Source organism: Prevotella sp. oral taxon 475 (assembly GCF_018127805.1).
Classification (GTDB): domain Bacteria; phylum Bacteroidota; class Bacteroidia; order Bacteroidales; family Bacteroidaceae; genus Prevotella.
The window spans coordinates 801,755-818,699 of the sequence record NZ_CP072334.1; the positions used below are offsets into that span (position 1 = coordinate 801,755).

Genomic DNA, 16,945 nt, shown 5'->3' on the forward strand with positions numbered 1-16,945 from the left:
AAATGTGTGGGAGAGGGCTAATTGCCGAGCTGCATCGTCATTCGTCCGGTGGTCGAGATAGTGATAGAGACGATGTAATAGCTGGGCGAATCGGGGATACCGATGAAGACCTGATAGTGCACGCCGTCGCGGTCGATGCGGCGGAAGAGCATGTCGCTGAGGATGGCTTGCGAGAGGAAGGCAGCAGGAAGAATGGCTCGGAAGTCGGCTTTGCGGAAGTCACGCGAGAAGAGTCGCCTCGAACCGTTGAAGACAGCCAAGTGAATGATGTTGTCGTAATAGATATTTTCAACTTCGACACCCTCGTCGTTGAAGGTAGACTTCACCACTTTGTACGTCGTTGGGTTCACCTGCACGTAGCAGTGATAGCGATTCTCAGCCCATGTCACAACAGTGTCTCGCCTAAGAAGTCGGTTTTGGTTGAGGGCCCGGGCAGGCGAGTTTTCAAACTGGAATCTATCGTTAGGGTCTTCGCTCAAGGTGAGCGTCACCGTTTCGCCATTCTGATTTTTGAAGACGAAGAGGTGTGGGGCTTGCTTCACGATAGGATATTTCACGATGCCGACTCCGTGCATGGTCAGGGTATCTTTCACGATTTGGAAATATACGGCACGGCTCGTCGTGTCGGGATAGAAGATGGTGTCACCGCTCACTTTGAAAGCTACGCTCTCATCATCCGCGTTGATCCAAATGCCTTGCAACAGTTGCTTAGCCACCCGATCTTCTTCCTGCAACTCGGCCGGTTTCCTCCCTTTACCGTTGCAGGCTGCGAGGACGATGACCAGACCGAGAAACCCTATCTTGCTCTTGCTTATTGTCATTCCTACTGTTGTCAATTATCAATTGCTCATTCTCATGTTCGACCAATGCTGTGATATTCGAAACCGTAGCCCTCCAATTCTTTTTTTTCGAAGATGTTGCGCCCATCGATAAGGAGTCGTCGGTTCATCGACCGAGCAATCCGCTCCCAGTTGGGCAGCCGGAATTCGTTCCACTCGGTGAGCAAGAGTAAGGCATCGGCTTCGTTCACAGCATCGTAGAGGTCGGTAGCATAGAGGACAGAAGAGCCCAGTCGACGTCGACATTCGGGCATGGCTACGGGGTCGTATACCTTGATGCGACATCCGGCCTGCTGTAACAAAGCGATAGTGACCAGGGCAGCAGACTCGCGCATGTCGTCGGTTTCGGGCTTGAACGAGAGTCCCCACAGAGCCACCATCTTGCCTTGAAGACTCTCGCAAGCGAAAGCCGCAGAGAGCTTGCCAAACAAGACGTGTTTCTGCTGTTCGTTCACGCGGTCGACGGCTTTGAGAACTTCCATCGAATAGCCGTTGTCGTCGGCCGTTTTGATCAAAGCCTTCACATCCTTGGGAAAGCAACTTCCGCCATATCCGCAACCGGCATAAAGAAATTTCCGCCCGATACGCGTGTCGCTCCCAATGCCAGCGCGTACCATATTAACGTCTGCTCCCACCCGTTCGCACAAGTTGGCGATGTCGTTCATGAAAGAAATACGTGTGGCCAACATCGAGTTGGCTGCGTATTTCGTCATCTCGGCACTGGGGATGTCCATGAAAATCACTCGGAAGTTGTTGATGAGGAATGGTTTGTAGAGTCGGGTGAGTAATTCTTTGGCCCGTTCACTCTCCACACCCACCACGACACGGTCAGGACTCATGAAGTCTTTAATGGCATTTCCCTCTTTGAGAAACTCGGGATTGCTGGCCACGTCGAAGTTCACCTGCACCCCGCGGCGGTCGAGTTCGGCTTGTATCGTTTGCCGAACCCTCTCGGCCGTTCCCACCGGAACCGTACTCTTCGTCACCACAACGATGTATCTATCGAGATGTTCGCCAATGGTCTTCGCCACCTGCAAGACGTATCGAAGGTCGGCACTGCCGTCTTCGTCGGGCGGCGTTCCCACCGCCGAGAACACAATCTGCTGATCGTTGAGCTCCTCTTCCAGTGAGGTAGTGAAACGCAGACGGCCCGCCTTGACATTCTTTAGCACCAGTTCGTCGAGTCCCGGCTCGTAAATAGGAATTTCGCCCCGGCGCAGACGTTCGATTTTCTCTGCGTCGACATCTACACAAGTGACGCTTGCCCCGGTGTCGGCAAAGCAAGCACCCGACACCAATCCTACATATCCTGTTCCGACAATTGCAATATTCATCGTTTTCTTCTTCCGTTCATGATGCTCTATTCAAAAACTTCCGCCTCGCGCAAACAGCACGCCCGCAAGTCTTTCTCACTCATCACAATTTCCTTTTCGTCTATGTTCCAATCCACATTGATATCTTCATCCTTCCAAAGAATGCAGGCTTCGGCTTGTGGCGCATACGCATTATCCACTTTATATGTAAAGATGGCTTCATCGCTACGCACTAAAAAGCCGTGAGCAAAGCCGCGTGGAATGAATAGTTGCCGTTTGTTCTCATCGCTGAGTTCAACGGCCACATACTGTCCAAAAGTTTTCGAACTCCTGCGGAGGTCTACTGCCACATCGAGCACTCGCCCCTTGATGACGCGCACCAACTTAGCTTGAGCAAATTCGCCCTTCTGATAATGCAGTCCGCGCAAGACCCCGCGAGTCGATTTCGATTCGTTATCCTGCACAAAGTTCACCTTGCCCACATGTTCTTCAAACTCTTCCTTCTTCCACGCTTCAAAAAAATATCCGCGTGCATCGTTCAACACCTTGGGTTGAATGATGAACACCCCCTCAAGGTCTGTTTTGATATATTCCATCTTGCTGTGATTTTGATGCACAAAGATAGCATAAAACAAAGAAACGGCAAAAGAAAACAAACCTTTTCAACCACCGATGTAAAATCGTTTCCCCGTCTTCTCTCCCATCTCAATCAGATGTCTACCGACAGAGGGTGCCGAAAACGCCCGTTTCTTCTTCAAAGAAAAGAGTGCAGATGCCTTCTTCTCAGGAAACCATCTGCACTCTTCTGCAAAACAACTCGTCTTCTCTGTCATCGGGATTTACTGCATCAGCAGTTCCACCGGCGGTTATTTGTCGTCATAATGTCCTTCTGCGGCAACCACCAACACAATCACTTGATCGTCATCAATGCAATAGATAATACGATCATGGGCCGAGATGCGTCTTGAATACGTCATGTCATGATGTCCTTTCAAAGCCTCGGGATGTCCCGTTCCAGTGCGAGGATGTTCTTCCAACTCTTCAAGAACGGAATAAAATTTCTTATAAGAAATAGGGTTGGATTTCTTCCATTTCTTAAGTGTCCTTAAGACATCCTTTGAAAATTCTATGGCATATTTCATAGAGCATCCATCCACCTCTGTGCATCTTTAGCCGAAGCAAAACATAAAGTTTCACCATCCTGATGTTCTTTCCAGGCCTTATCGATTTTCTTTTGCAGTTCCGGTGTAACGTCCGCTTCGTCTTCCTCTACAGGCACAAGGGCATAAAGCTGATTTTTGCGGCGTATCACGACCCTTTCGCCGGCATCCACCCGATTGAAAGAGCTGGCCATTTTACTTCTGAAGTCTTTTATTGATAATGCATTCATAACCGTTTCTCCTTTATTATAATAGGTGCAAAGTTAGCTTTTCCTTTCATTTCTCCCAAAACGAACTTTTGATCCTCCTTCTGATTGAACGGAGTAAGCCCATAATTAGAACTGCCCGAAAATACTCCCGGGGCTTAACGTCGTTGGCTACGTCACCAATCCATCCTTATTTCCAAAATCTAAAAAGCGACGAACCGTTGAACTTGCGATAGAGCTTCCAGCCCAACACCATCGCATCAACGATTCCCGCACCGGTGTTCACCCAGTCGACAAGACGTTGAGATGGTGTATTGACAGCGACATCGTTGGGATGAAAAAGCCGATTCCACAGCTCTTTTATTTTCTTGTCCTCACTTTCGAGTTCCTCTTTCAGTGCGTTTTTTCTCACCCTTATCTGCGTCAGCGACCGGTAGGCGGGCACGTCCGACATCTTATTTTCCATCATTGTCATTCCATTAAGATACTGGCCAGAAATCTCACCACGGGTTTTTCTATCCATTGCGTTCTAAATGCGAAGATCAGCAGGAAGAGCACGAAGTAGAAAGCCGCTACAATGCAGAATCCCGCCACTACGCCCACACAAGGCTCCAAGGCATAAACCGCCGCAAAAGACCCGAAAATAATAATCATCAAGATAGACACCAACAGCACCAATGCCAAAGCAAGGACGGTGATGAGGCGTACAATCTTTTCAATTACATCGAGCTTCACATATTCCGTTTGAAGCCCGATGTAATTTTTGAGCACCTCTACGAGCTGCCCAATCGTTTCTACGTTGTTATCGGTAGAAAACATAACCGTCTCTATCCAACAACCGTTTCAGGGGCGGCCTCTTTGATGTCGTCGACAAGATCGCTCATTTCCTTACGGCTCAGTTTGATGTTGTGCCGTTTACAGAAGTCGTCCACCGCATCTGTAATCTTAGAACGCGTCTCTTCACCCTTTTCCGGAGCAACGAGCAGCCCGAGAGCCGCACCTGCAATGGCACCTCCAAGGAAGGCACCGATGTAACCTAATGCTTTCATTTTTCTTATTTTATTTGTTGATGATTGAAATATCGACCTCCGCCACAAGAAACTCTTGCTCCGAGCAGCGGTACTTTAGTCTGTAGCAAATGTAGTCAAAAGGAGGTAGTTGTGCAAAGTTTTTGCTGTCTTTTTTATGTTAAAAAGTGCGTATCGGTCTGAATTAACAAACTTTATGCGCTTCCGTTCCCCCTTTTTATCATATATTTTGTAATTTCGCCCATCCAACAAATGCCCCGATGGGGAGAGGAAGTGGGTTTCCAAAGCTGGTTGTAGGCAACACGCTCGTAACTCTTTGATTCATAGGAGTTCGGGAAAACGTATTGCAAAAGCTAAGGTTTTGAGGCGTAAAAGCTAAGCTTTTGACCTGCAAAAGCTAAGAAAATGGACCCCAAAAGCTAAGAGATGGAAAAGCTTATTTCCCATACCTCGCAAGAAGAGGATGGCAAAAGGCATTCCGCTCTCTCTTCTCTGCCATGAATGGGGATGATCAAATGAAATATGAAGTTTAATCCTAAAATGTGGACAATGATGAATAAGAGTGTGATTTTATGCGCCGGTTTGTGCGCAGCATTTGTTCTCTCAAGCTGTGGTTCAAGCAAGGAAAGTGCTTATAAAAAGGCCTACGAAAAGGCAAAAGCGCAAGAACAACAGGTGCAACCCGCCGAGGAAGTGCAGGCTTATGCACCGGTTGTGGCACCGGTGGTAGAAACACCTGTAACGCAAACAACGGTGGTCGACAACGTAGATAATGCCACTGTGCGTCAGGAAAGCGTGACGGTGGTCAATGGTTCGGGTATTAAAGACTACAGTGTAGTGGTGGGCTCGTTCTCGATTCGTGCCAATGCCGAGGGATTATTCAACACCTTGAAGGCTGCCGGCTACAATGCCCAGGTGGCTTATAACTCCGAACGCGGCATGTATCGCGTCATCGCATCTACCTTTGCTTCGAAGGCCGATGCTGTTAACTCCAGAAACCAGTTCCGTTCTACCTATCCCGACGCTTGGTTGCTTTTCAAAAAGTAAGCAGCACAGTGGCAAGGATTCTATCCATAGACTACGGAAAGAAAAGAACAGGGATCGCTGTTACCGACCCGTTGCAGATCATCTGTAACGGATTGGTAACAGTTTCTTCGTCTACATTGGTGAACTTTTTGTTGGAATATCTTCAAAAAGAAGAAGTAGAACTCATCGTCCTAGGCGACCCGCGACAACCCAATGGCCGCCCAAGCGAGAACTACGAACGCGTGCATCAGTTTGCTGCACGTTGGAAAAAGGCCTGTCCGTCTGTTCCCATCGTGTTCTACGACGAGCGTTTCACCTCTGTGCTGGCTCATCGGGCCATGATCGACGGCGGACTGAAGAAGATGGCGCGCCGCGATAAGGCCTTGGTAGATGAGATAAGTGCCACGATCATTCTGCAAAGTTATTTGGAATCAAAGAGAAAAAGATGATTTTACCTATTTACATATATGGTCAGCCGGTGCTCAGAAAAGAGGCGCAAGACATCCCTCTCGACTATCCCGGACTGCAAGAGTTGATACAAAACATGCTGGAAACGATGGATGCCAGCGATGGAATCGGACTGGCGGCCCCGCAGATAGGCCTCGACATCCGTCTGTTAGTGATCGATCTCAATGCCTTGTCCGACACCTACCCCGTCTATGCAGGCTTCCGGCGGGCTTTTATCAATGCGCACATCGTTGAAGTGGACGAGTCTTCAGAGAAGGAAACCCTGGAAGAGGGTTGTCTTTCTTTGCCGGGCATTCACGAACGCGTAACACGCCACACTCGCATCCGGGTGCAATACGTAGACGAAGCTTTTCAAACACATGACGAATGGGTGGAGGGCTACCTTGCACGCGTGCTGCAACACGAGATCGATCACCTCGACGGCCGACTCTTTATCGACCATCTCTCGCCTTTCCGCAGGCAAATCCTTCGCAATAAGCTCAAAGCCCTTTTGCAGGGAAGATTCCAATGCAGATACAGAACCAAGAAATAAACTTTCTTTTTTTGCTGCTCAGAAAGTGCGTTTTGTCTTTCCTCTTCGCTAAGAGTTCCGTGGCGGCGACGCTTTGAGCAGGTTTGCATGGCTCATTTGTCTGAACAAAAGCCCTCGGTTCATCTGCCAATGCCACCAGAGTAGAAGGTTCTATCGCAACGTCTTTCAGTCTTTAACTCTTTCACCTCTCAACGCTTCAGTCTTATGCATCGTAAGCTCATCCTCTTTGTTTTCTCGTTATTTCAACTGTTCGCTCATGCCCAGTTCAACGTAGAACGGCTGATGACGAGCGGTCAGATAGCCCTTCACTACGAGGATTATGTGCTGTCGATGCAATATTTCAACCAAATCATCGCGCTCAAACCCTATCTCTACCAACCCTGGCAGTATCGCGCCATTGCCAAATTCTATCTCGACGACTACGTCGGAGCAGAAGAGGATGCCAACGAAGCCATCGCCTTGAATCCTTACATTGAAGATATCTATGACCTGCGAGCCATTGCCCGCATCCGACAGAAGAAATACGACAAGGCGATAGAGGATTACGACCATGCCATTCGTCTGGCACCCACCAACAGAAACTACTGGTATAACCGCGCGGCTTGCCGCATGAACAACAAGGATTACGCAGCCATACACCGCGACATTGACTCAATGGTGGCACGTTGGGCCAACGATGCCAATGCCTACACGTTGAACGCCGAGGCTTTTTTACAAGAAAAAGATACGCTGAAGGCCGCCGAATGGCTCGACCGAGGCCTGAAACTCGACCCCTATGACGCTGCTTCCTGGACGATGCGTGCCTACATCAGTCTTTCGAGAAAGCAATGGCGAGAGGCCGACTCTTTCCTATCGAAAGCCATTCACTTCAAGCCCAAGAGTGTAGACAATTACCTCAACCGCGCTATTGCCCGCATCAATCTCAATAACTTGCGCGGAGCGATGGCCGATTACGACATGACGCTCGACCTGGAACCCAACAATTTTCTCGGGCATTACAACCGCGGACTGCTTCGTATGCAGCTCGGTGACGACAACCGGGCCATTGCCGACTTCGATTACGTTGTCCGTATGGAGCCCAACAACGTGATGGCTCTCTTCAATCGCGCCATTCTGCAGGACAAAACAGGCAATCTGCGCGCTGCCATCGACGACTATACGCGGGTGATTCGTCAGTTCCCCAACTTTTGGACGGGGCTTTCTTATCGTGCCCGTTGCTACCGCCGACTGGGTCTGACGGCCAAAGCCGAACAAGATGAGTTCAAAATCTTCAAGGCGCAGATGGACAAACGCCTCGGACTTCAACCCCGATGGACGAAGAGTAAGCTACAGGCGGTGCGCAAACGCAGTGAAATCAACCTCGAGAAATACAACCAAATGGTCGTGCCCGACGAGAACGAGGTGGCACATGAATACCAAAGTCGTTACCGTGGACGCGTGCAAAACAACGCTGTCCAGGCCGCTTTCATGCCCATGTTCCATCTTTCGTTCTTGCCTTACAGCAATGGCATCAAGTCGTATCAGGCCTATGACCGCGAGGTGGAGAACTTCAACCGAACCCACCGACCGCTCCATACGCTCTATCTGGCCTGCGGAGCGGAACAACTCACGGCCGAACAGTCTAAATTTTATTTTCAATTAACAGACACGCTCTCTGCTCTGCTCACCGCTCAACATGACGGCGAACGCTTGAAAAGCCTTGTTTTTCAGCGTGCTGTGGCCTACAGCATGTTGCAAAACTACGATGCCGCCATCGCCGACCTCGACACCTACATCGGGCTCGACAGCACTTCCTCGCTCGGCTATTGGCATCGCGCTGTCTGTCAGGTGCTCATGAACGGCTACAAAGCCTCTACCGGAACCGATATCAAGCTACAGGAAGCCGGTGCACAAGCCGACTTCTCAAAGGCCATCGCCCTGCAACGGCACAATGCTTATCTCTATTTCGACCGTGCCAATCTCTATGCTTCGCAAGGTGCATACGACAAAGCCATCGCTCATTATTCGCTCGCCATCAAGAACGATGCTCGCTTGGCCGAGGCCTATTACAACCGCGGCATGGCCTATCTGAAACAAAACGACAGATCTCGCGGCATCAAAGATTTGAGTAAAGCCGGAGAACTCGGCCTCTACTCGGCCTATAGCATCATTAAGCAAAACCGTTCCACCGGCAAATAACCTCTCTTCCCACAGTGCTACATGTGGTTAAAAATCTGCAATAAATCCCGCCGCACCTTCAGGAAATAGATGTTTTGTCGTAACTTTGCACATCTCAACCACATAAAGCAATCATGTAGCGTGAAGATTAAAGAAGTGCTTAACGCCCTTGAACAATTCGCGCCTCTGCCCCTACAAGAAGGCTTCGACAATGCCGGCTTGCAGATCGGATTAACAGAGACGGAAGTATCAGGGGCTTTATTGTGTCTGGACGTGAACGAATTGATCGTAGACGAGGCCATTGCCTTGGGCTGCAACCTCATCGTCTCTCATCACCCGCTCATCTTCCACAAGTTGGCGCAAGTGACCGATGCCGATCCTGTTCAGCGAACAGTGATCAAAGCCATACAAAATCGTATTGCCATCCTCTCGATGCACACCAATATCGACAATGCCCGCGGTGGTGTCAACTTCAAAATAGCCGAGAAAATAGGGCTCGTCGATGTAGACTTCTTCGGACCGAAAAAGGTGGTTCGCTGTGCCGATCAATCCGGTCGGGAGCAAATCGTCGAGGGTGCACCCGGCGTCATCGGTCGGTTGGAGGAGCTGCTGCCCGCTCTTCATTTCGTGCAACGGCTCAAACACCGCTTCAACGTGGAGAGTGCGATGTGCAACGAGTTGCTCCGTCGCCCCATTCGTACAGTGGCCTTGTGCGGAGGATCAGGTGCTTTCCTGCTTTCTCAAGCCGTTGCCGCCGGAGCCGATGCCTTCGTCACGGGCGAAATGCACTATCACGAATACTTCGGCTACGAACAGCGCATCCAAATAGCCGTCATCGGCCATTATCAAAGCGAACAATTCACCAACGAGATATTCCAATCCATTATCCGGGAGCAGTGTCCGGGCGTAGCGTGTCACCTCGCGCAAACCCACACCAATCCCATCATCTATTTATAATTATGGCAAAAAAAGAACCCACCGAACTCACGGTTGAAGAGAAACTGAAGGCTCTTTATCAACTGCAAACAACGCTCTCTTCCATCGATGAGAAGCGTGCCCTGCGAGGCGAACTGCCGCTGGAAGTACAGGACTTGGAAGACGAGATTGAAGGCCTTGGCTTCCGCATTGAGAAAATTCGTAACGAGATGAACGACTTCACCGCTGCCGTGTCGCAGAAAAAAGCCGAAATAGCCGAGGCACAAGCCAGCGTTGAACGCTACAACCAGCAACTCAACGAGGTGAAGAACAATCGCGAGTACGACACACTGAGCAAGGAAATCGAATTCCAAAGCCTCGAAATCGAGCTTTGCAACAAAAAAATCAAAGAGGCTCTCATCCGCATCGACGAGTGCAAGCACGATCTCCAAAACAATGAGGCCATCCTCAAAGAGCGCAAAGCCGACCTGACGCTCAAGAAAAGCGAACTCGACGAGATTATGCTCGAAACCAAAGAGGAGGAAGAGCGCCTCAAAGAGGAAGCTCACCATCTGGAAGCACAAATCGAGCCGCGCCTATTGAGCAGCTTTAAACGTATCCGCAAAAACGCTCGCAACGGACTGGGTATCGTCTATGTTCAGCGTGATGCCTGCGGTGGATGCTTTAACAAGATTCCGCCTCAGCGTCAACTTGATGTCAAGATGCACAAAAAAGTCATCGTCTGCGAATATTGCGGTCGCATTATTGTAGATCCCGAGCTCGCTGGCGTAAAACTCGAAAAACCGGCCGTTGAGGAGAAACCCAAGCGCAAGCGGGCCATCAAGAAGACAAAAGACGAGGCCGAATAACGTCCCTTGCCTCATACCATTGGGAGCTTCGCGCTTCCCCTCCCTCTGACAAAAAGGATATGCCTTGGCATATCCTTTTTCTTTGTTCACAAAACGCTATCGACAGCTCTGTCGCTATGTCTGTTCTCCCTGAGTCCTAATCGGCATGCCAATTCGCTCCTCACCACAATCCTATAGCGGCTTCTTTCTCGTTTTTCAGAGAAGAGCCACATGCGGTTGTTTGCGCAAAGAGTCTTCCATGCCGGGGGGATACCCTCTCGCACATTGAGAAGCATCTCTTGTGTTTTATAGTGTTGCTGTGCACAGTCTACCGCATAGTGATTGGTCTGTTGACCACTTGTTCAGAATAAATGCCAAACATCGCTTGCGCAAACAACCCCAACGAGGTTGATCCGTTGATAGGGTGGGATTGGCGAGTGAAACGAGCCTACCCTGTCTACCATCTGCGGAAGCTACTGAACTGTTCAGAACGGTCGCGGAGGCAAAAATGGAGCTACTGAACTGTTCAGAACCGCCACGGAGACCAAAATGGTGCTACTGAGTCGCTCAAAACCGCTGCGGAGGCAAAAATGATGCTACTGAGTCGCTCAAAACCGTCGCGGAGGCAAAAATATATGCAAAGAGAAAACAAGGCCGTAGGTCTTGGTCTCTCCTCTATCGCATAGTGATTGACCCATTGACAACTTATTCAGAACAGATGCCAAACACCCCTCGCGCTAACAACCGCGTAGCGGTTGGTCTGTTGGCAGGGCAGGGTTGGCGAGTGAAACGAGCCTACCCTGTCTACGACGTGCAAAGAGAAAGCAAGGCCATAGGTCTTGGTCTGTTTAAATCCCTTAAGTGAGGCGGGTTGGAGAGATTATTTTGATCTCCTGAGTTAGAGGACTTTTCAGCAAAAACAGACCAACCCCGTTGGGGTTGTTATGGGTGGGTGCTGCTTAAACAGGGTAGGCTCGTTTCACTCGCCAACCCTGCTCTACCAACGGACCAACCCTTACAGGGTTGTTTACGAACAATGTCCCAATAGGTGGTAGATACGATTTAATGCATGGTAGATGGCCTCCAGATGCATGGCAAATGGTCTACAATGTATGACAAATGCTATTTCGATATATGGCAGATGGCCTCCAGATGCATGGCAAATGGTCTACCAATGTATGACAAATGCTATTTCGATGTATGGCAGATGACCTCATGATGCGCGGGAGATGACCTCCTGATGTGCAGGAGATGATCTCCCGATACGCAAGAGGTGACCTCCCGCACATCGGGAAGTCACCTCTGCTATTTTTAATGGTGATGGCACGCAGCGATTCTGCAGATGGTTCCGTCAGAAGAGTATTCCGTCAGAACCTAATAACTCACCTCTCCCCAGGGCTTTTCTTCCGAGGATTCGAATGTTTCTTCGTCTTCCTCTTCAAAGAATCCATCCTTGGCTTGCCCGCCACCGCCAGGGCCACCACCCTGACCAATGGGGATGGATAGGCAGAAGAAGCCTTCGGAGACGGTGTTCAGTACGCTTGTGATGGGGCGGATATATGTTTGTCTTTTCATTGTTGGTTCCTCCTAAAGATTAAAATTTATAGAATTTCTTGCCGTTTACGATGTACATCTGGCCACGCTCGAGGGCATCGTAATTGGTGCCCATGCGCTTACCGTCGATAGAATAGAACGTATGACGGCCGCTTTTCACATCTTGCTCCGTCTCGTTTTCGAGCTGATGGATGTCGGTGGTGGTATGATCATCGTCTAACACCATCAGGAAACTCTTGGCCGGCGTGGTGCCGTTGGGACTGGAGATAAAACAGCGGAAGGGCGCGATGTAGTCGTTGGTCACACCGCTTTGCACCGCCCACCACTTGTTGCCATTGAGATAGTAGGCCTTTTTGGCATAAGCAGCGGTATTGCCCATAAATTCAGTCGTGCCGTAGAACTTCCAATCACTGTCAGAAGAGGCCACCAAAGCAGATGTTTCAATATCTGGTGTCACGGGCACTTGCACGTTCTGCATCTCGGGCAGGGTGTGATTCTGTCCGTCGGTGATGCGCACGAGATAGGGTTTGTTGGCTGAGAGGCGCGTTCCCAGCGGTACGGGCGAGAAACAGAAGGCTTTATCGCCGCCGGCATCAACACCTCTATGGGTGAGTTCATAGGCCTGCATGCCCGTGGGCAGATCGGTGGGGTAAGGCAGGTAGAGCGTGCTCACAGCCTTGCCCGCCACATTGCTGAAGGTGCGGTTATACGTTGCCTTCTTGGCCGTAAAGGCGTGGGGAGCGCGGAACGACATATCGTCGCTGATGAGCAGGTTGTCGCAATAACCGTTGGCACGCACGATGTTGGTTTCGTCTGCGGTTTGATCTACGTTTCCACCAGCCATGTTATCATTTAAAAGCCCACAAGGATAAACATCGAATGTAGCGGGAAGATACATTAAGATTTTTCCTTGTAATTGCAGGAACATAAAGAACTGTTGATTTTGAAATGGGCCTCCAAAAGTCGCTTTGGTTAATTGTGTATTAGAAAAGTCGTAGTATTCAATGTTATATTCAGCTGACTGCGTAAAAGTATTATCCCACATCGACGATGCTGGACGATAAGTTCCAAAGGCTTTTCTGGCTATATAAGAGAGTTGAGAGCCTGTTTCGAAAGATAGATGTTTGATTCGCTGATTAAAGAAACAATCATTTTCTAATCTTTGCACACTGGCAGGGATAACTAAATCATCAAAAGCAAGATCGCAACCTCCTCGAGAAGAGGCAAAAGCCTGCATCTTAATCTCCTTCAAAGTAGAGGGTAAAGTTAAAGAGGTAATGTTGCAATCCATAAAAGCTTGCGAACCTATTGTTGTTACGGTATAATTATTTATTCCCACACTTACAATTGCCGGAATATTAACAATACCACCGTTGGTCAAATCATAGCCGCCACTCCCAAGGGGTTGTCGTGGGTTATTGATTTTATTCGGCGTACCGGTGATGGTCGCTTCATTGCCACTGACGGTAAATAGGAGGGTAAGCCCCTCGGAAACGACGCTGTGGGTCTGCGCTGATGCGTTGCCGGGCACGAGCAGTGCCGCGAGCAAAAGTAAAAAAGTAAGAGTCTGTTTCATAAATCTCTAATATTTAAAGGGTGAAAAAATCGGCGTTATTTCTCCTTTCTCCACCGCGGGCAGCGGGCACGAAAAGAGAAGCAAAGGGAACTCCGAAGAGCCCTTTGCCTATAGGGGTTGCGCTCGCCTCGCGCGCGCGTAAGAGAAAGCTAAAAAGTGTTACACTACAATAGGTGCGAACATTGTGTGTGTGTGTGTGTGTGTGTGTGTGTGTGTGTGTGTAAGGTAGCGAATTCCTGCGACACTACCAAACAATGGGCGTTAAAAGATGCAGAAAAGTTCGCCCTTTTCTGCCCCGCTGTTATACCTGTATGTATATGTACGCTACACATTATATAATATATATCCTTTGCGATATAGCCTCAAACACGGCGGCAAAGGTAGCACATTCCTTTGAAATGAGCAAATATGAGGGGAGGAAAGAAAAGAAGAAAAGGGATTGCTTGCCGACAGCCTATCGGCGAACAATCCCTTTTTTCTCAGTCTTCTTCCTCTTTATACGTAGGTTTGCACCAGTTCGATGGTGCCTTCCACTTTGACGTGCTGTGTGGTGGCGGGGAGGAGAATCGAGTCGCCGGTTTGCATTTCCACGACGTGACCCTCGTTATCGGTAACCGTCCCTTTACCGTCTGTGCAGATAAGGATAACGAAACTGTCGAGTTGTGATAGGTCGATCGTCATGGGTTGATCCAGATCGTAGAGGTTGGTGGTGAAGAAAGGACAGGTGGCGAGGTTCACGGCCATGTTTTTTACGGGCACATAGTTGGTGCGATAGTTCTCTTCCACCGTGTAGTTGATGCATTCGGCGGCCTCTTCGGTATGCAGTTCGCGAGTATGGCCGTCTTTATCTTTGCGGTTGAAATCGTAGATGCGATAGGTGACGTCGGAGGTTTGCTGAATCTCGAGAATGAAGCAGCCCCTGCCGATGCTGTGGATACGACCAGCGGGAATGAAGAAGCTATCGCCGCGTTTAACGGGATAGTGGCTGATGGCATCGCAGATGGTGTTGTCGGCCACCATTTCCTTGTATTGCTGGGGAGTAATGGCAGTTTTGAGTCCGCAGTTGAGATAGGCTTCGGGAGCAGAATCCATCACGTACCACATCTCGGTTTTGCCCCGACTTTTGCCCCGTTTCTGTGCCAGTTCGTCGGTGGGATGCACCTGAATGGATAGGTCGTCGTTGGCGTCGATGAACTTGATAAGCAGTGGGAACTCGTTGCCGAAGCGGGCATAGTTCTTTTCACCAACGAGCTTTCCTTGTAGTTCTTTCAGAACGTCGTTGAGGCTTTTGCCAGCGTATTCGCCATCAGCCACGATAGTTTCGTCGCCGGGCACGCCGGATATTTCCCAGCTTTCGCCCACGCTTTGCAGGGGGGAGTTGAGATGTTTGAAGGGAACGATCTTGTTTCCGCCCCAAATCGTTTGTTTGAGTAGCGGTTTAAATTTGAATGGTTGCATGTGATATGAGTTGATAAGTGATTGAGTTGGCGAGTTGACAAGATTATCTGTCGTTCCAGAATGCGGGAGTGAAGATAACCAATACGGTGAAGATTTCCAAACGTCCCATGAGCATGAGGATGGAGCAGAGCCATTTAGCAAAGTCGGGCAGTTGCGCCCACGACATGGTGGGTCCGATTTCGATTCCCAGTGTAGGTCCCACGTTGCTCAGGGCACTGAGTGTGATGGTGATGGCGTTGGTGTTGTCGATTCCGGCGGCAATCATGGAGAAGGCACAGAAGAGACACATCACCAGCGTCACAGTGAGGAAGGCCAGGAGCGTTACGCGTTTTTGCGTGGAGACGTTGACGCCGTCGATCTTCAAGGGTAGAACGGCGTTGGGATGCAGCAGTTGTTTGAATTCGTTGCGTATTACCTTGAGCAACATCACGCCGCGGATGCATTTGAAACCACCGCTTGTACTGCCCGAACAGGCTCCGATGAACATGCAGAGGGCCAGAATCACCCAGGTGACATGCGGCCAGCGGGCGGCATCGTCGCTGAAGAGTCCTGTGGTGGTGATGAACGACACCACTTGGAAGATGGCCACGCGGAAAGCTTTCTCCAGTTCGTAGTGGTTGCGCAGGATGAGTTCCACCATGATGAAGGCCGTAAAACCGAGCACCAGCCAGAGGTAGAGTTTAAATTCGGAGTTGCGGAATAGCTGGCGTATCTTCAGTTTGGTAGCCGTAAAGTAGAGTAGGGTGAAGTTGATGCCGGAGATGAAACAGAAGAACGTCACGGCGTATTCGATAGTGGGCGAGTGGAAAAACTCGACGCTGGAATTGTGAGTGGAGAAACCACCAGTGGCCAACGAGGTCATCGAATAGTTGACGCTGTCGAACCAACCCATGCCCAGAAACTTGTAGCATAGGGTGCAGGCCACGGAGATGGTGAGGTAAACAGCCCAGATGGCCTTGGCACTGGTGCTGAGCTTGGGATGGAGCTTGCTCTTGATGGGACCTGTGGCTTCGGCCGAGAACACTTTTACCGACCCTCCCACGAGCGACGGTAGCAGAGCGATGGTGAAGAAGACGATGCCCAGACCGCCAATCCACTGTGTGAGCGACCGCCAGAAGATGATGCCATGGGGTAGGGCTTCGACGTCGTCGATGATGGTGGCACCGGTAGTGGTGAAGCCCGACATGGTTTCGAAATAGGCATCGGTGAAGCTGTGCAGATAGCCTCCTGCCATGAAAGGCATGGTGCCGATGGCACTGAAGATGGCCCACGATAGGCTCACCACCAGGCAGGCATCGCGTCGGCCCAGGGTGTTGTCCGAGTTGCGACCCATAAAGCGGAATACGAATCCGAAGAACAACGTGGCGATGATCGATATAAGGAAGGCCATTACGTCGTCTTCTGTGTAATAGACGGCCATCGCCAAACACGACAGCATCAGCGCGGCTTCGATGAAAAGCAGCGAACCGATGATTTTATAGATGGTGCGATAGTTGATCATGTTGTTATCGGAGTGGAGGAATGTTGAATGAGTTTTCGATCATTCGAGAGCTTGGAAGCTCATTTTTGAGCTGTCGGCGGGTGCCGAAGCCTTGTTTGGCTCATTTTTGAGCTGTCGGCGGGTGCCGAAGCCTTGTTTGGCTCATTTTTGAGCCGTCGGCGGGTGCCGAAGCTCTGTTTGGCTCATTTTTGAGTCGTCGGCGGGTGCCGAAGCCTTGTTTGGCTCATTTTTGAGTTGTCGGTGGGTGCCGAAGCCTTGTTTGGCTCATTTTTGAGCCGTCGGCGGGTGCCGAAGCTCTGTTTGGCTCATTTTTGAGTCGTCGGCGGGTGCCGAAGCCTTGTTTGGCTCATTTTTGAGTTGTCGG

19 protein-coding genes are annotated in these 16,945 nt (G+C 50.0%); 7 read left to right on the plus strand and 12 right to left on the minus strand.

Features of this window, described 5'->3' with window-relative positions:
• Window positions 1-17 precede the first annotated feature (17 nt).
• The 8 genes from J5A66_RS03065 to J5A66_RS03100 all read right to left on the minus strand — a co-directional run bounded on the left by J5A66_RS03065 (window position 18) and on the right by J5A66_RS03100 (window position 4,567).
• Window positions 18-821 (minus strand): DUF4738 domain-containing protein, encoded by an 804-nt coding sequence (locus J5A66_RS03065; RefSeq protein ID WP_211790986.1) that lies wholly within the window; start codon window positions 819-821, stop codon window positions 18-20.
• Between the two features lie 32 nt (window positions 822-853).
• Window positions 854-2,173 (minus strand): UDP-glucose/GDP-mannose dehydrogenase family protein, encoded by a 1,320-nt coding sequence (locus tag J5A66_RS03070; protein ID WP_211790987.1) that lies wholly within the window; start codon window positions 2,171-2,173, stop codon window positions 854-856.
• 26 nt (window positions 2,174-2,199) lie between these two features.
• The gene (rfbC, locus tag J5A66_RS03075) at window positions 2,200-2,748 is read right to left on the minus strand and encodes a dTDP-4-dehydrorhamnose 3,5-epimerase (protein ID WP_211790988.1); all 549 of its coding nucleotides are present in this window, start codon (window positions 2,746-2,748) and stop codon (window positions 2,200-2,202) included.
• Window positions 2,749-3,018: 270 nt separating this feature from the next.
• Window positions 3,019-3,294 carry a Txe/YoeB family addiction module toxin gene (locus J5A66_RS03080; RefSeq protein ID WP_211790989.1) on the minus strand — a complete coding sequence of 92 codons (276 nt, stop codon included), beginning with the start codon at window positions 3,292-3,294 and terminating at the stop codon, window positions 3,019-3,021.
• Window positions 3,291-3,542, minus strand: a complete 252-nt coding sequence (locus J5A66_RS03085; protein WP_211790990.1) for a hypothetical protein — start codon at window positions 3,540-3,542, stop codon at window positions 3,291-3,293. The genes J5A66_RS03080 and J5A66_RS03085 overlap by 4 nt, the downstream gene beginning before the upstream one ends.
• A 166-nt stretch (window positions 3,543-3,708) precedes the next feature.
• Window positions 3,709-3,987 carry a hypothetical protein gene (locus tag J5A66_RS03090; protein WP_249110015.1) on the minus strand — a complete coding sequence of 93 codons (279 nt, stop codon included), beginning with the start codon at window positions 3,985-3,987 and terminating at the stop codon, window positions 3,709-3,711.
• Window positions 3,988-3,989: 2 nt separating this feature from the next.
• A complete protein-coding gene (locus J5A66_RS03095) occupies window positions 3,990-4,337 on the minus strand; it encodes a phage holin family protein (RefSeq protein WP_211790991.1) in 348 nt (115 codons plus the stop codon).
• A gap of 8 nt (window positions 4,338-4,345) precedes the next feature.
• Window positions 4,346-4,567, minus strand: a complete 222-nt coding sequence (locus tag J5A66_RS03100; RefSeq protein ID WP_211790992.1) for a YtxH domain-containing protein — start codon at window positions 4,565-4,567, stop codon at window positions 4,346-4,348.
• Window positions 4,568-5,098: 531 nt separating this feature from the next.
• On the opposite strand from J5A66_RS03100, the gene J5A66_RS03105 reads away from it, so the two are divergent.
• The 7 genes from J5A66_RS03105 (at window position 5,099) to J5A66_RS03135 (ending at window position 11,357) form a co-directional block, all read left to right on the plus strand.
• Window positions 5,099-5,593 carry an SPOR domain-containing protein gene (locus J5A66_RS03105; RefSeq protein WP_211791414.1) on the plus strand — a complete coding sequence of 165 codons (495 nt, stop codon included), beginning with the start codon at window positions 5,099-5,101 and terminating at the stop codon, window positions 5,591-5,593.
• Between the two features lie 8 nt (window positions 5,594-5,601).
• Complete coding sequence (gene ruvX / locus J5A66_RS03110) at window positions 5,602-6,021, plus strand: Holliday junction resolvase RuvX (protein ID WP_211790993.1); 420 nt, start codon at window positions 5,602-5,604, stop codon at window positions 6,019-6,021.
• Window positions 6,018-6,572, plus strand: coding sequence for a peptide deformylase (gene def, locus J5A66_RS03115; RefSeq protein ID WP_211790994.1), 555 nt, complete (start codon window positions 6,018-6,020; stop codon window positions 6,570-6,572). Before ruvX ends, def begins: the two co-directional genes overlap by 4 nt.
• A 204-nt stretch (window positions 6,573-6,776) precedes the next feature.
• Window positions 6,777-8,750 (plus strand): tetratricopeptide repeat protein, encoded by a 1,974-nt coding sequence (locus J5A66_RS03120; RefSeq protein WP_211790995.1) that lies wholly within the window; start codon window positions 6,777-6,779, stop codon window positions 8,748-8,750.
• 120 nt (window positions 8,751-8,870) lie between these two features.
• Window positions 8,871-9,686: a Nif3-like dinuclear metal center hexameric protein gene (locus tag J5A66_RS03125; protein ID WP_211790996.1), complete on the plus strand. Its 816-nt coding sequence runs from the start codon at window positions 8,871-8,873 to the stop codon at window positions 9,684-9,686.
• Window positions 9,687-9,688: 2 nt separating this feature from the next.
• Window positions 9,689-10,513 (plus strand): zinc ribbon domain-containing protein, encoded by an 825-nt coding sequence (locus tag J5A66_RS03130; RefSeq protein WP_211790997.1) that lies wholly within the window; start codon window positions 9,689-9,691, stop codon window positions 10,511-10,513.
• A gap of 697 nt (window positions 10,514-11,210) precedes the next feature.
• Window positions 11,211-11,357, plus strand: a complete 147-nt coding sequence (locus J5A66_RS03135; RefSeq protein ID WP_211790998.1) for a hypothetical protein — start codon at window positions 11,211-11,213, stop codon at window positions 11,355-11,357.
• Between the two features lie 509 nt (window positions 11,358-11,866).
• Here J5A66_RS03135 and J5A66_RS03140 read toward each other — a convergent pair.
• The 4 genes from J5A66_RS03140 to J5A66_RS03155 all read right to left on the minus strand — a co-directional run bounded on the left by J5A66_RS03140 (window position 11,867) and on the right by J5A66_RS03155 (window position 16,581).
• Window positions 11,867-12,067 carry a hypothetical protein gene (locus J5A66_RS03140; protein ID WP_211790999.1) on the minus strand — a complete coding sequence of 67 codons (201 nt, stop codon included), beginning with the start codon at window positions 12,065-12,067 and terminating at the stop codon, window positions 11,867-11,869.
• 19 nt (window positions 12,068-12,086) lie between these two features.
• Window positions 12,087-13,622, minus strand: a complete 1,536-nt coding sequence (locus J5A66_RS03145; RefSeq protein ID WP_211791000.1) for a leucine-rich repeat domain-containing protein — start codon at window positions 13,620-13,622, stop codon at window positions 12,087-12,089.
• 495 nt (window positions 13,623-14,117) lie between these two features.
• Window positions 14,118-15,080, minus strand: a complete 963-nt coding sequence (locus J5A66_RS03150; protein WP_211791001.1) for a type I phosphomannose isomerase catalytic subunit — start codon at window positions 15,078-15,080, stop codon at window positions 14,118-14,120.
• A gap of 43 nt (window positions 15,081-15,123) precedes the next feature.
• Entirely contained in the window at window positions 15,124-16,581 is a 1,458-nt protein-coding gene (locus tag J5A66_RS03155; RefSeq protein WP_211791002.1) for a TrkH family potassium uptake protein, read from the minus strand.
• Window positions 16,582-16,945 lie beyond the last annotated feature (364 nt).

What these genes read in the sequence shown, in the direction of transcription:
- J5A66_RS03140 (WP_211790999.1), bottom strand. Translation starts at nt 12,067, where the DNA reads ATGAAAAGACAAACATATATCCGCCCCATCACAAGCGTACTGAACACC.
- rfbC (WP_211790988.1), bottom strand. Translation starts at nt 2,748, where the DNA reads ATGGAATATATCAAAACAGACCTTGAGGGGGTGTTCATCATTCAACCC.
- J5A66_RS03150 (WP_211791001.1), bottom strand. Translation starts at nt 15,080, where the DNA reads ATGCAACCATTCAAATTTAAACCGCTACTCAAACAAACGATTTGGGGC.
- J5A66_RS03145 (WP_211791000.1), bottom strand. Translation starts at nt 13,622, where the DNA reads ATGAAACAGACTCTTACTTTTTTACTTTTGCTCGCGGCACTGCTCGTG.
- J5A66_RS03065 (WP_211790986.1), bottom strand. Translation starts at nt 821, where the DNA reads ATGACAATAAGCAAGAGCAAGATAGGGTTTCTCGGTCTGGTCATCGTC.
- J5A66_RS03135 (WP_211790998.1), top strand. Translation starts at nt 11,211, where the DNA reads ATGCCAAACACCCCTCGCGCTAACAACCGCGTAGCGGTTGGTCTGTTG.
- J5A66_RS03085 (WP_211790990.1), bottom strand. Translation starts at nt 3,542, where the DNA reads ATGAATGCATTATCAATAAAAGACTTCAGAAGTAAAATGGCCAGCTCT.
- J5A66_RS03105 (WP_211791414.1), top strand. Translation starts at nt 5,099, where the DNA reads ATGAATAAGAGTGTGATTTTATGCGCCGGTTTGTGCGCAGCATTTGTT.
- J5A66_RS03100 (WP_211790992.1), bottom strand. Translation starts at nt 4,567, where the DNA reads ATGAAAGCATTAGGTTACATCGGTGCCTTCCTTGGAGGTGCCATTGCA.
- J5A66_RS03070 (WP_211790987.1), bottom strand. Translation starts at nt 2,173, where the DNA reads ATGAATATTGCAATTGTCGGAACAGGATATGTAGGATTGGTGTCGGGT.
- J5A66_RS03095 (WP_211790991.1), bottom strand. Translation starts at nt 4,337, where the DNA reads ATGTTTTCTACCGATAACAACGTAGAAACGATTGGGCAGCTCGTAGAG.
- J5A66_RS03130 (WP_211790997.1), top strand. Translation starts at nt 9,689, where the DNA reads ATGGCAAAAAAAGAACCCACCGAACTCACGGTTGAAGAGAAACTGAAG.
- J5A66_RS03090 (WP_249110015.1), bottom strand. Translation starts at nt 3,987, where the DNA reads ATGATGGAAAATAAGATGTCGGACGTGCCCGCCTACCGGTCGCTGACG.
- def (WP_211790994.1), top strand. Translation starts at nt 6,018, where the DNA reads ATGATTTTACCTATTTACATATATGGTCAGCCGGTGCTCAGAAAAGAG.
- J5A66_RS03080 (WP_211790989.1), bottom strand. Translation starts at nt 3,294, where the DNA reads ATGAAATATGCCATAGAATTTTCAAAGGATGTCTTAAGGACACTTAAG.
- J5A66_RS03155 (WP_211791002.1), bottom strand. Translation starts at nt 16,581, where the DNA reads ATGATCAACTATCGCACCATCTATAAAATCATCGGTTCGCTGCTTTTC.
- J5A66_RS03120 (WP_211790995.1), top strand. Translation starts at nt 6,777, where the DNA reads ATGCATCGTAAGCTCATCCTCTTTGTTTTCTCGTTATTTCAACTGTTC.